Raw genomic sequence first — 13,981 nt, 5'->3', positions numbered from 1 at the left:
TGGTATAATGCCGATATTACTAACATGCAATTGAAGGGAGCAACAACATGTATAACGTGAGACAAGCGACTGAAAAAGATGCGGTTGCTATTAGAGATGTAGCAACGAAAGCATGGTTTAATACTTATTTAAATATCTATGCTGCTCAAACAGTAAATGAGTTATTGGAAGCATCTTATAATGAACATCATTTGAAAAAAAGATTACAAGATCAACTCTTTTTAGTTGTAGAAGAAGATAATGATATCGTAGGTTTTGCAAATTTTATTTACGGTGAAGAATTATTTTTATCTGCACATTATGTCAGACCTGAATCACAGCATAAAGGTTACGGTACAACATTACTCAATGAGGGATTAGCTAAATTTTCAAATCAATATGATGTGGTTTATTTAGAGGTTGATAATCAAAATGCTGAAGGCGTAGAATATTACAAACAACAAGGTTTTGAAATATTACGTTCTTATCAACCAGAAATGTATGGAGAAAAATTAGATTTAGCTTTAATGAAGAAACAATTTTAAGTATTATAAAATATAAATTATTGAAGGAGGGAAACAGTGAAACGCCAATACCAAAATCAAAAACTCCCAGAAGAAAAAGTATTTAAAGATCCTATTCATCGTTATATACATGTTGAAGACCAGCTTATTTGGGATTTAATAAAAACGAAAGAATTTCAAAGGTTACGTCGTATTAAACAATTAGGAACATTATACTTATCCTTTCATACTGCCGAACATAGTCGATTTGGTCATTCTTTAGGTGTTTATGAAATTGTTAGACGCATCATAGATGATTCTTTTATAGGTCATGAAGCATGGGATAATAAGGATAGACCACTAGCATTATGTGCAGCACTATTACATGATTTAGGTCATGGACCTTTTTCACATAGTTTTGAGAAAATATTTAATACTGATCATGAAGCATATACGCAAGCAATCATTACTGGCGATACAGAAGTCAATGCTGTTTTAAGTAGAGTATCTGCATCATTTCCAAAAGAAGTAGCAGAAGTCATTAATAAGACGCATGACAATAAATTAGTGATATCAATGATTTCATCGCAAATTGATGCTGATAGAATGGACTATTTGCAACGGGATGCCTATTTTACTGGCGTATCTTATGGAGCATTTGATATGGAACGGTTATTAAGATTGATGAGGCCATCAAAAGATGAAGTATTAATTAAAGAAAGTGGCATGCATGCAGTTGAAAACTTTATTATGAGTCGCTATCAAATGTATTGGCAAATATACTTTCATCCCGTGAGTCGTGGTGGCGAAGTATTATTAAACAATTGCTTGAAACGCGCAAAGCAACTTTATAATGAAGGCTATGAATTTAAGTTGTACCCTCATGATTTCATACCTTTCTTTGAAGAAACAGTTACCATAGAGCAATATGTTGAACTTGATGAAGTCGTTGTGACTTACTACATTGAAAAATGGATTAAAGAAGATGATAAAATTTTGAGTGATTTAGCTCGTCGTTTTATTAATCGTGACTTATTTAAATATATTCCTTTTGATGGCTCAATTATAACTATTTCAGAGTTACAAGATTTATTTATCGCTGGTGGAATTAATCCAGATTATTATTTTGTAAGTGAAGCTTTTTCTGATCTCCCTTATGATTATGACCGCCCAGGTTCAAATCGCAAGCCCATTCATTTACTTAAAAGAGATGGCACAATCAGGGAAATTAGTAATCAGTCACTAATTATAAATAGTATAACTGGTATTAATAGACAAGATTATAAACTATATTATCCGAGAGAAATGGTTGCGAATATAGACAATAAAGAGATAAAAGAATCAATTGAAAATTTAATTAATGAGTTAAACTAATTCTTTGATTGACTTAACAAGAATTAATTATACTTTTAACATATCGAAACAATATTGCGGAGGTTTTTTAAGTGTCTGAGAAAAAAGGTTTTAACTTTAACATCATTAAAAATGATCCTTTAGATGGACATAAAGGAACAAATATAGGGTCAATTAGTCTTGACAACATTGCTCCAGTGTTTATAGATGTAGCTAATCAAGAAGCATTTATTGATATTGGTGGCATGCATGCACGAGCAAAAGTTGAAAAAGGTGTTAAGTGGATTACTGACAAAGAAGTTGTTGAAGGTGAAGAAGCTAAAGAATATTGGCTATGTTGGGTCACTACTGAACGTAGTGAGCAAGGACCATATTATGCTGGTGTGACAGCTTGCTATTTAATGGTAAATAAATCCATAAGACGAGGATATAAAAGTATGCCGGAACATGTTAATATGATGGATAAATCAATGAAACATCATGTTATCATTGATCACATTGGTGAAGATAATAAGAAGATATTAAAAGATTTTCTTATACAGCATGATGAAACGATGTGGAATAATTCTACAGCAGAGTTACATCAAGCTTTTAGTGATTAAAAATTTACAATTCAAATTTAATGTTACTGGATTCAGTACAGCATAGAAAACAAATGAACAATACCATAATAAATACAATTGACTAATTTTTAAAAATCGTATTAATTGGAGTGGATTAAGAAATTAATGTTATATAAATTGATTTCTATACCACTCCTATTTTTATTTTGAATTTTGAAAAATAACTAGTTAAAGTAACATATAAATTATAATATCAAGTTATTTAAATATGATAGAACCTCTAATAAAACAACTTTTAATGTGTTATAATATTGCTATTATGCGAAAATTAGGTGAGTAGTAATTGGATAAAAAAGTAAGTATTCAAACGAGACAAGTATTGAAGCAAAATGACCAAAAAGAGAAATTCACATTTACTACTGAAGGAACTTGGCAACAACGACAAGCTGATTATATTCGGTATGTAGAACAAATCGAAGATGCCAACGTTAATGTAACACTTAAAATAAACCAAGATAGTGTCAAATTAATAAGAAAAGGTGATATCAATATGAACTTACATTTTGTTGAAGGTCATACAACGACAACATTATATGATATTCCTGCTGGACGAATGACACTTGATGTTAAAACGTTAAACATTTTACATTTTGTTAACAAAGATAGTGGTAAGTTGAAAATACATTATGAACTATATCAAAATGATGAAAAAATGGGCATTTATCAATATGAAATAAATTATAAGGAGATAAGCGAATGAATATCATTGATCAAGTAAAACACACGTTAATTGAAGAAATTACAAATAGTATAAAAAAGGCAGATTTAGCACAAGACATTCCAGATATTAAAATTGAAATCCCCAAAGATACAAAAAATGGTGATTATTCAACGAATATTGCAATGGTGTTAACTAAAATTGCTAAAAAGAACCCTCGTGACATTGCACAAGCAATTGTAGATAATTTGGATACAACAAAAGCTCAAGTAAAACAGATTGATATTGCTGGACCAGGATTTATAAACTTTTATATGGATAATCAATATCTTACTCAAATTATACCGCAAGCTTTACAAAAAGGTGATCAATTTGGCCATGTAGAAGAATCAAAGGGACAAAATGTACTTTTAGAATATGTGTCAGCAAATCCAACTGGAGACTTACATATTGGACATGCACGTAATGCCGCAGTAGGTGATGCCTTAGCCAATATTTTAGATGCAGCTGGATATAACGTTACACGAGAATATTATATCAACGATGCTGGTAATCAAATTACTAATTTAGCACGTTCAATAGAGACAAGATTCTTTGAAGCATTAGGAGATCATAGCCACCCAATGCCAGAAGATGGTTATAACGGTAAAGATATTATAGAAATAGGTAAAGACTTAGCTGATAAACATCCTGAAATTAAAGATTATTCAGCTGAAGAACGTTTAAAAGAGTTCAGACAGCTAGGTGTAGAATATGAAATGGTAAAACTTAAAAAAGATTTATCTGATTTTAACACGCATTTTGATAATTGGTTTAGTGAAACAACGTTATATGAAAAAGGAGAAATCCTTGAAGTATTAGCTAAAATGAAAGAACTAGGTTATACGTATGAAGCAGATGGAGCTACATGGTTACGTACTACTGACTTTAAAGACGATAAAGACAGAGTTTTAATTAAAAAAGATGGAAATTATACGTATTTCTTACCAGATATTGCATACCACTTTGACAAAATTAAAAGAGGTAATGATATTTTAATCGATTTATTTGGAGCAGATCATCATGGTTATATTAACCGTATTAAAGCATCTATGGAAACCTTTGGTGTTGATAGCGACCGTTTAGAAATTCAAATTATGCAAATGGTTCGTTTAATGCAAAATGGAGAAGAAGTTAAAATGAGTAAACGAACTGGTAATGCGATTACGTTACGTGAGATTATAGATGAAGTTGGTGTAGATGCTGCACGTTACTTCCTAACAATGCGTAGCCCTGATAGCCATTTTGATTTTGATATGGAATTAGCTAAAGAACAATCACAAGATAACCCAGTTTATTATGCACAATATGCTCATGCTCGTATTTGTTCAATTTTAAAACAGGCTAAAGAACAAGGTATTGAAATTTCTGAAGTCAACGATTTTACAACGATAACTAATGATAAAGCGATTGACTTACTCAAAAAAGTGGCAGATTTTGAACCGACAATTGAAAGTGCCGCAACACATCGAGCAGCACATAGAATTACAAATTATATCCAAGATTTAGCCGGACATTTCCATAGATTTTATAATGCTGAAAAAGTACTTTCTGATGATTTAGCTAAAACTAAAGCACATATTGCTATGATCGAAGCTGTTAGAATTACGTTAAAAAATGCGTTGTCTATGGTTGGTGTTAGTGCTCCAGAATCAATGTAAACGACAAAATTCTGGGACAAAAAGCATTGTACACTTAAAATTAAGCTTTTCGCAGTAACTGTCTGGTTTTCAAAATGTTGATAAATCATCATTTAAAAAAACTAGTCAGTCTTGCCGGGGTGGGATTACGAAATAAATTTTATAGAAAATTTATTTCTGTCTCACTCCTTTTTATTGAGATTTATAGGAGGAAAAAGATGTTAACCCCTGATCAACTATATCAAATTTTGTATCAAAATATGGGACCTCAATATTGGTGGCCGGCATCTAATCATATTGAAATGATGCTTGGTGCGATATTAGTTCAAAATACAAGATGGCATAATGCTGCAATGGCATTACAACAATTGCAACAACAGACTGATTTTAAGCCACAAAAAATTTTAAAGTTAACACAAAGTGAACTCCAAACACTCATACATTCAAGTGGTTTCTATAAAAGTAAAGCTACGACTATAATCAATTTATTAACTTGGTTAGCTAAGCAAGATTTTAATTACGACAAAATTAATCAATTTTATGGTGAGCAATTACGACAACAACTTTTGACAATTAAAGGTATAGGTAGTGAAACCGCAGATGTACTATTAGTGTATATTTTTAAAAGGGTAGAATTTATACCAGATAATTATACTAGAAGAATATTTTATAAATTGGGCTACAGTAATACTATAAATTATGATAAGTTTAAAAAAGAAGTTGTGTTACCACAATATTTTAATAATCAAGATGCTAATGAATTTCATGCTTTACTTGATCATTTTGGTAAATGTTATTTTAACGATAAAGATATGGAGCATTTTGGATTTTTACAACCGTATTTTGTTAGGTAAATAGATTAACTTAACAAATTAAATAAATTTGTCATAAAAGGAGTATAAATATGATTCAAGCAATTAAGGACTATTGGACTAATTATTTTGTATTAAATAGTCGAGCGACTAGAACGCAGTTTTGGTGGGGCTTTCTCTTTTATATTGTAACAAGTATTGTCATCACTCAACTGAATAGCACTTTTACTGGTGATATTTTAATCGTTGATATTTTAGTGAAAATAGTAAATGTCATCTTATTTTTTGGAATGTTTACGTTATCAGTTAGAAGATTCCATGATGTTGGCAGAACAATGTTGATACCGGTTATTTATGCAATATTAAATGTATTATTCATATTTTCTGATGTCTTAAATACATTACATATAAGAAAAGAACTCGTAGTAATAATCGCTATTTTAGCTTTGTGCGTCATAATAGCAGAACTAGCTATTTCTATTTTTGCGTTAATTGTTTGTTTAGCAGTTAGCCAACCTAAAGATAATCAATATGGACCACGACCATAGCATGACATATAATATTAGATTTTTCGGCTTATAAGATAATAGTCAATTAAATTAAAGAAAGAAGGAACAATTTTTGAAGACGAGATTATTAGCATTAGTTATTGTCATACTGTTGATTGCGACAGCATGTAGTAATGGAAAAAATGATAAAGTAAACTCTAATAAAGAACAAGATAATAAGACACCATATCACCGTATTATTTCATTAATGCCAAGTAATACAGAAATATTATATAAGTTAGGCTTAGAAGATAATATTGTAGGTGTATCTACAGTTGATGACTATCCTAAAGATGTCAAAAAAGGTAAAAAACAATTTGACGCTTTAAACCTTAACAAAGAAGCATTATTAAAAGAAAAACCAGATTTAATCTTAGCTCATGAATCTCAAAAAGGCACTACAGATAAAGTATTAAAATCAATCGAAAAGAGTGGTGTCAAAGTAGCATATGTTAAAGATGCGCAGTCAATTGATGAAACATATGATACGTTCAAACAAATAGGTAAAATAACCCATCGTCAACAACAAGCTGATCAACTCGTAGATGACACTAAAAAAAGTGTTAATAAAGTTATAAACTCCATACCTAAACATCATAAACAACCAAATGTTTTTATTGAAATTTCTTCAAAACCAGATATTTATACTGCAGGTAAACATACATTCTTTAATGATATGTTAACAAAATTAGATGCCAAAAATAGTTTTGATGATATAGATGGATGGAAATCAGTTTCTAAAGAAAGTATTATCAAACACAATCCAGACATACTCATATCTACTGAAGCCAAAACAAGAGCGGATTATATGGATATGATTAAACAACGTGGTGGTTTTAAAAATATTAAAGCTGTAAAAAATACGCGAATCGAAATCGTTAATAGTGACGAAGTTTCAAGACCCGGACCAAGAATTGCTGATGGATTAAAAGATTTAAGAGATGCAATATATCGTAAATAACCTTTCATATCAACTTATTATAGTCTTCTTACCATTTAATTATTTATAAATTTTATGGTAAGGAGATTTTATTATGCTTTTTACATGGAATAGCCTGCTTTATTATTGCTATAATTAATATAAATTTATTTTAGGAAGCGTTAATTATGACATTTCACAAAGTTTTAGTAATTTGGTTAGTGCTATTTGGTATAGCTAGTTTATCATCATTATTTTGGAATATAGGAGATATCAATGATAGCTTTAATCAATCTATTTTATTAAATGTAAGAGTGCCGCGTTTATTAGAAGCGATGTTAACTGGTATGATACTAGCTTTAGCCGGCCTAATATTTCAAACCATATTAAATAATCCTTTAGCAGATAGTTTTACACTTGGACTAGCAAGTGGTGCAACATTTGGTTCTGGTTTGTCATTGTTTTTAGGATTGGGATTGTTATGGCAACCAGTCATGTCTATTATTTTTAGTTTGTTGTCACTGTTTGTAGTTTTAATCTGCAGCTCAATGATATCTAAAGGCTACCCAATACGAATTTTGATACTAGCAGGTTTAATGGTTGGGGCATTATTTAATGCGTTACTGTATTTTTTAATTTTACTCAAACCAAGACAATTAAACTCAATTGCGAATTATTTATTTGGAGGCTTTGGAGACGCTGAATATAGTCATGTGTGGATCATTGCTAGTGCTTTATCTTTAGCATTAGTTATTTTTATATTGCTATTAAATTCAATTAAGTTATTACAACTAGGGGAAGTAAAAAGTCAATCATTAGGACTAAACGTACAACTTATAAGCTTTATGGCATTAACTGTAGCATCGATGATGACTGCTATTAATGTTGCGTATGTTGGTATTATAGGATTTGTTGGTATGATTATACCTCAGTTAATTAGAAGATATTTTGCTAGATTAACTCTTGGTCAACAAATGACAATGAATTTAGTTGTTGGAGCAACAATGTTAACAATAGCTGATTTTATTGGGAGTAATATTGTTGCACCAATACAAATACCAGCAAGTATTATTATTGCTTTAATTGGCATACCGATATTATTTCATTTATTAATTTCACAAACCAAACTATTACACTAATAGCAGACATTTGCTAAAATAATATTAACTATGAAAATAAAGAGGTCAAAAGGATATGGATTTAAGTCATATTAAAGCGGTAGTATTTGATTTAGAGGGCACATTATTAGATAGAGTTAAATCGAGGGATAAGTTTATTGAAGAACAATATGAAAGGTTTCACGACTACTTAATTCATATTCAATTAGCAGATTTTAAAAAGACGTTTATTGAACTTGATGATGATGAAGATAATGATAAACCTGATTTATATAAAGAGATAATAAAACGATTCCATATAGATAGATTAACTTGGAAAGATTTGTTTAATGATTTTGAAATGCATTTTTATCGCTATGTTTTCCCATACTACGATACACTTTATACTCTAGAAAAATTATCTAAACAAGGATATTTAATTGGTGTCATTGCTAACGGTAAGTCTAAAATTAAACAGTTTCGTCTTCATTCTTTAGGACTGATGCATGTGATAAATTATCTGTCAACTTCTGAAACAGTAGGCTTCCGTAAGCCCCATCCTAAAATTTTTGAAGACATGATTGAACAATTAAATGCCAAGCCAGATGAAATTATGTATGTAGGTGATGATGCATTAAATGATGTAGCACCCGCACGTGCAATGGGTATGGTTAGTGTATGGTATAAGCAAGAAGATGCAGAAATTGAACCATTAGCTGAAGAAGTAGACTTTACTATCACTACAATTGAACAATTACTGTCAATTTTACCTATAAATAATGATCATAAAGGAGATAATCATGGATTTATTTACTAGAAAAGATGGCACATCAATACACTATAGTACATTAGGGGAAGGTTATCCTATTGTTTTAGTGCATACCGTATTTGATAATTATACTGTGTTTAACAATCTTGCTAAACAATTAGCAAAGTCATTTCAAGTCGTTCTTGTAGACTTAAGAGGGCATGGCTATTCAGATAAACCACGTTATATTGATATACATGATTTTGCTGATGATTTAGTGAAATTGTTAGATTATTTATATATAGAAGAAGCGGCTTTTATTTGTCATGAAATGTCCGGAGTGATTGGAGCAGATATTTCAATTCGCTATCAAAGTCACATTTCTTCACTTACACTGGTCAATCCAACTTCAATTGAAGGGGAGCTTCCAGAAGAACGTTTATTTAGAAAATATGCGCACATCATTAGAAATTGGGATCATGAAAAACAAGACAAGTTTTTAAATAAACGTAAATATTATCGTCCACGCAAAATGAATCGCTTTTTAAAACATGTTGAAAATACAAACGAAATTGCTACAAAAGAAGAAATTGAAGCAGTTACGGAAGTTTTTAAACGACGTGGAATTTCAAAATTATATCGTGATGTATCAGTACCTGTATTAATTATAGCCGGTGAATATGGTGAAAGAACAACAAGACTTGAAGCTAAAGAGGTTGAAGATTTAATTCAACATGGAGAATTTGAAGTATTCCATGAATCGAGTGCTTTCCCATTTGTTGAAGAAGAAGATAAATTTATAAAACAAGTAACATCTTTTATCAATGCTCATCATGATAATAGAGTGATATAAAATTTAAAATCTTAGCAAACAAATATGACACAACACTTGTAACACATTTGTAACATTACTGTTATTTTAGTAATAATTATAGTATAATAAGAATAAGCACAAAACGACAAAAGATAAAAGGAGAGAGTGCTTATGAAAAAGCTACTAATCGCAAGTGTTATAACATGTTGTGTATTATTTGGAGTAGGTATGACAAGTTCTCATGCTGAAGCAGCAAGTGGCAATTCTTTAGAAACAGTTAAACAATTAAGTCAAGGTGATCAATCACTTGAAAAAGTTAAAATAGGAGAATCAATGCATAACGTATTAAAAGCATATAAGAACCCAGTGTATTCTTATAATGAGGATGGTACGGAGCATTATTATGAATTTCATACTAATAAAGGTACATTATTAGTTACAGCAGATGGCAAAAAGAATGAAGGTCATGTTAAAAGAGTATCAATGATGTTCAATCATGCTAATGGCCCAACATATAAAGAAGTGAAAAATTATGTTGGAAAACAAGCGATAACTAGAGTGCATTACAATGATGTTACTGGTAATTTTGGTTATATCCAAAAAGGTAAAGCATCATATCAATTTAGTTCAGATTCTCCACAAGATAAAAATGTTAAATTATATCGTATAGATTTACAACAATAATAAATTGAATCGTATTCATAGCCGACAAGTAAGTGGTTTATCTTGTCGGTTATTTTAATTGAGCGGTCTAATTTAGTAAGTTCTCTATATTTTAGACCTGATAAATAACAAGTAAATAATTTAAAATAAAAATTATTTTGAAGTCGAGACACCTGAGACAATACCCTAGGAAGTGACCCAACAGAGAAAAACTGATTATCTGAAATAGGTTTACAGTTTATTAATTCATAATAAACTGCATAAGATTTTCTAGCTATCAAGATAGCAGAAAATCTAACATTCAATGCAGGGCCCCAACACAGAAAAATTATTAGCAAAGAATTTTTACAATAATGTGCAAGTTGGGCAAGAGTAAAGATTGTAAATCTAACTAGTTCTAAATGTGCCAGACGGGCAAGGTTGGGCAAGAGCTACTAAAGATTAAAAAATCTAAGAAGCTTTAATTATGTAATCTGGAGTGCAAATAATCTTTATATGGTTAGTTAACCATTTTAATTAATAGTATCAAAAGCTTATTTATTTACGTAATTACATATAAACACTACAATATTTAAAGATGCTTATTATTTAAAGGAGCTTATTCATGCGTATCAATGATAAAATATTATTAGAAAATATAGAAGATTATTTTAATCATAAAGGTTTATCACCAAATTCAATTGATGATATCAAAGAAAAAATCCGTCATGATATTAAAAATTCAGAACAACAAGATATGGATTACATAGAATATAGGAAGAAATCTCCGGCTCAAATTATTCTAATGATTCAAAGAAATTTATTTGCGCTACAACTTAACCCACTAGTATTTTTTATTCTTAACTTCTTATTAATATCATATCTTTACGATAAACAATATGTAGATTTTCAGGCAATAACGGGAATAAGTTTGTTTTATTGTGCAATTATTTTTCCGATTACTATATTTATATATTTAAGAGTGGCACAAAAAAATTACTTAAGAAGCAATAATTTTGAAATGGTTTTAGGAATTATCGTAGCAACCATATCCTTAATACTAATTATAATGAATGCGTTTAATATTAATTGGGGAATCATACCAATTACAAGTTATGGCCATCAATTTTTCTTTTTCATAGGTATTATTTTAGTTATTGCTGGTATTTTTTATAAACGTTTAGTTTTTAGTGGTATAGGATTATTATGTTGTCAAAAGACTATAGATTCAATGGTTCATAATCCCAATGTTGCACAAATTTGTTCATTAGCAATTTGGATTATGTTAGTTGTATTAGTGGTGTACTTTACAATAAAACTATCATCAAGAACTAGAATATAGTAACTAATTGATGATTCATTCAGGCATAATTAAGAAAATATAATATAGCAAGAAAGACAGAAAAAAGATGCTATAATACTAGTCAGTCTTACCTGAAGTGGTAGAGAAATAATTTTCACAAAAATTTATTTCTCTACCACTCTTTTTTTATAGGTGATTAAGATAAAACAATTACCAAAAATTAGTTGAAGTAGTTAATATCTCATGGTCGATTTTAAAAATTATGGAAATTTTTTTATTGTGAAAAATTAAATTTTAGGATTAACAAGCGTAGAACGAAACGAGGTTGGGTATAACAATTATTAAGGGAGGTGTCACAATGAATAAAGTTCAAGTAGATAGTCAAACTCAACTTGCCTATAAAGAACAGGGTGAAGGGGATGTTATTATTTTACTTCACGGTTTAAATGGTAACTTAGCGGAGTTTGAACAATTACAGCAAATGCTATCAAAAACATATAAAGTGATTAGTTACGATATGAGAGGTCATGGGAAATCAACTCATCAAAGTTCATATGAACTAATGGATCATGTTTATGATTTAAAAGCATTAATGGAACAATTAAAAGTTCATAAGGCACATATTATCGGATTTGATTTAGGTGGAGTAATTGCCAAATTATTCACAGATCAATTTGCATGTTGTGTTAAATCATTAACTTTAATTGCTGCGAAACAAGATGACTTATTTCATGGGTTTACACAATTATTAATCGAATATCAAGATAAAGTAGCAGGATTTAATAAGTCAGAGGCTTATATCTTATTATTTTCAAAATTATTTAAAAATCAAGAAAGTACAATGAAGTGGTATCAAAACCAAAGATTATATAGTATGCAAACAGAAGATGATAGCGCAGCTGCAGTTAGAGCATTAACGCAATACCAAGAAGATGCAACTGCTATAAATCATTATACCTGTGTACCAACCTTAATTATTAATGGCCAATATGATCCATTAATAAAAGATAAACAAAATTTTTCATTCGAGACTTATTACGCTAATGTTACTAAATATATTTTTGAGTATTCTGGTCATGCCCCACATATTGAAGAGCCAGATAAGTTTCTTGAATACTATTTAGAATTCTTAAACAAAATAACTTAATTACTTTATTTATTGAGAATTGAAAATGTGACACTATATATAAATTGTAACTATGGTATTGTTAGTTACAATAAACATTAGCTTGTTAAGTAAAATTGTTATAATAACGTAAATAGCTAAATATAAGCTACTTAACATTTAAAGGTTCTCTATTTGTTAGGACTGATAAATAAAAAAGAATAATTAAAAGCGCAAATTATTTTGAAGCCGAGACTCCTGAGGTAGGGACCCAACACAGAGAAACTGTGAAACAGTTTCTATAAGCAATGAAAGTTGGGCATTGGGGCCCCAGCAAAGAAAAATTTAAGGATTACAGTTGACACTAATCGTACAACTGCATAGGGACCCAACACAGAAAAATTCTTATCAAAGAATTTTTACAATAATGTGCAAGTTGGGCAAGAACTAGTAAAGATTGTAAATCTAACTAGCTCTAAATGTGCAGGCTGGGGTGCGAGGCTTAAAAAAATAATTATGTATCAGTCCGATTTGGGAGAGAACCCATTTAAAAGAGTATTAGTTTCTACATAATTAAGAACACTAATGTATTAAGTATTGTTTACAAAAAAACGAGATAATCACCTTATTATCAGTGATTATCTCGTTTTAATTTACAATTAAATTTGAATCTCATTATTTGCTTCTGTGATACGTTTATTAACACGACTTAATAATGCATCAATTTTTTTGCGTTGTTGTGCATTAACCAAGATTAACACGGTTCTTTCATCGTGTTCGTTACGTTTTTTATCAAAGTAATCTTCTTGAGATAAAATTTTAACAGCTTTTACAACTTGTGGTTGTTTATAATTTAAGTGATTAATAATATCTTTTAGATAATATTCTTTCTCTTTGTTTTCACTGATGTATGTTAGTACAGCAAATTCTTCAAAACTAATTGAGAATTCTTTTTTGATTAAACTTTTTAATTTGTCAGCATAAGTGACCATTGATAATAGTTCAAAACAATCATTTATTTTAGATATTGCCATTAATGAAACCTCCCTATATTGTACCAATTTGTGGTACATCTGCCCGATATTTATTTATATCTATTATATTAAATAGTAGATACGTTGTTCATAACTTTACATTAAATAAATTTTATTAAATATATTTAATGCTATATTATTTAGTTAATTATAACTAGTTAAAA

15 protein-coding genes are annotated in these 13,981 nt (G+C 29.7%); 14 read left to right on the top strand and 1 reads right to left on the bottom strand.

The genetic code is table 11. The annotated features are described in order from the left end of the window. Window positions 1-47: 47 nt before the first annotated feature. The 14 genes from CD113_RS08510 to CD113_RS08445 all read left to right on the top strand — a co-directional run bounded on the left by CD113_RS08510 (window position 48) and on the right by CD113_RS08445 (window position 12,825). Complete coding sequence (locus CD113_RS08510) at window positions 48-524, top strand: GNAT family N-acetyltransferase (RefSeq protein ID WP_002462296.1); 477 nt, start codon at window positions 48-50, stop codon at window positions 522-524. A gap of 36 nt (window positions 525-560) precedes the next feature. Next, the gene (locus CD113_RS08505) at window positions 561-1,856 is read left to right on the top strand and encodes an HD domain-containing protein (RefSeq protein WP_002462297.1); all 1,296 of its coding nucleotides are present in this window, start codon (window positions 561-563) and stop codon (window positions 1,854-1,856) included. 71 nt (window positions 1,857-1,927) lie between these two features. Continuing rightward, window positions 1,928-2,437, top strand: a complete 510-nt coding sequence (locus tag CD113_RS08500) for a YwhD family protein (RefSeq protein WP_002462298.1) — start codon at window positions 1,928-1,930, stop codon at window positions 2,435-2,437. A 304-nt stretch (window positions 2,438-2,741) separates the two neighbouring features. Next, window positions 2,742-3,158, top strand: coding sequence for a DUF1934 domain-containing protein (locus CD113_RS08495; protein WP_002462299.1), 417 nt, complete (start codon window positions 2,742-2,744; stop codon window positions 3,156-3,158). Further along, the gene (argS, locus tag CD113_RS08490) at window positions 3,155-4,816 is read left to right on the top strand and encodes an arginine--tRNA ligase (RefSeq protein WP_002462301.1); all 1,662 of its coding nucleotides are present in this window, start codon (window positions 3,155-3,157) and stop codon (window positions 4,814-4,816) included. Before CD113_RS08495 ends, argS begins: the two co-directional genes overlap by 4 nt. A gap of 197 nt (window positions 4,817-5,013) precedes the next feature. Then, window positions 5,014-5,649 (top strand): endonuclease III domain-containing protein, encoded by a 636-nt coding sequence (locus tag CD113_RS08485; RefSeq protein WP_002463099.1) that lies wholly within the window; start codon window positions 5,014-5,016, stop codon window positions 5,647-5,649. A gap of 50 nt (window positions 5,650-5,699) precedes the next feature. Continuing rightward, window positions 5,700-6,155 carry a DUF805 domain-containing protein gene (locus CD113_RS08480; protein ID WP_002463100.1) on the top strand — a complete coding sequence of 152 codons (456 nt, stop codon included), beginning with the start codon at window positions 5,700-5,702 and terminating at the stop codon, window positions 6,153-6,155. A gap of 115 nt (window positions 6,156-6,270) precedes the next feature. Next, window positions 6,271-7,116, top strand: coding sequence for an ABC transporter substrate-binding protein (locus CD113_RS08475; protein WP_407070854.1), 846 nt, complete (start codon window positions 6,271-6,273; stop codon window positions 7,114-7,116). A gap of 146 nt (window positions 7,117-7,262) precedes the next feature. Then, window positions 7,263-8,213 carry a FecCD family ABC transporter permease gene (locus CD113_RS08470; RefSeq protein ID WP_002463103.1) on the top strand — a complete coding sequence of 317 codons (951 nt, stop codon included), beginning with the start codon at window positions 7,263-7,265 and terminating at the stop codon, window positions 8,211-8,213. A gap of 55 nt (window positions 8,214-8,268) precedes the next feature. Next, window positions 8,269-8,988: an HAD family hydrolase gene (locus CD113_RS08465; protein ID WP_002463105.1), complete on the top strand. Its 720-nt coding sequence runs from the start codon at window positions 8,269-8,271 to the stop codon at window positions 8,986-8,988. Next, window positions 8,972-9,772, top strand: coding sequence for an alpha/beta fold hydrolase (locus tag CD113_RS08460; RefSeq protein ID WP_095092583.1), 801 nt, complete (start codon window positions 8,972-8,974; stop codon window positions 9,770-9,772). Before CD113_RS08465 ends, CD113_RS08460 begins: the two co-directional genes overlap by 17 nt. A 132-nt stretch (window positions 9,773-9,904) precedes the next feature. Continuing rightward, window positions 9,905-10,417 (top strand): SA0570 family protein, encoded by a 513-nt coding sequence (locus CD113_RS08455; RefSeq protein WP_002465149.1) that lies wholly within the window; start codon window positions 9,905-9,907, stop codon window positions 10,415-10,417. 583 nt (window positions 10,418-11,000) lie between these two features. Further along, entirely contained in the window at window positions 11,001-11,717 is a 717-nt protein-coding gene (locus tag CD113_RS08450) for a hypothetical protein (protein WP_002464923.1), read from the top strand. Window positions 11,718-12,036: 319 nt separating this feature from the next. After that, entirely contained in the window at window positions 12,037-12,825 is a 789-nt protein-coding gene (locus tag CD113_RS08445) for an alpha/beta fold hydrolase (protein ID WP_002464924.1), read from the top strand. 617 nt (window positions 12,826-13,442) lie between these two features. On the opposite strand, the gene sarA is transcribed toward CD113_RS08445, so the two are convergent. Further along, window positions 13,443-13,817, bottom strand: coding sequence for a global transcriptional regulator SarA (gene sarA, locus CD113_RS08440; protein ID WP_002465279.1), 375 nt, complete (start codon window positions 13,815-13,817; stop codon window positions 13,443-13,445). Window positions 13,818-13,981 lie beyond the last annotated feature (164 nt).

It is taken from the genome of Staphylococcus simiae (assembly GCF_002902085.1).
Lineage (GTDB): Bacteria > Bacillota > Bacilli > Staphylococcales > Staphylococcaceae > Staphylococcus > Staphylococcus simiae.
Note: the sequence above shows the minus strand (reverse complement) of the source record. Positions and strands in the feature narration are given on the sequence as shown.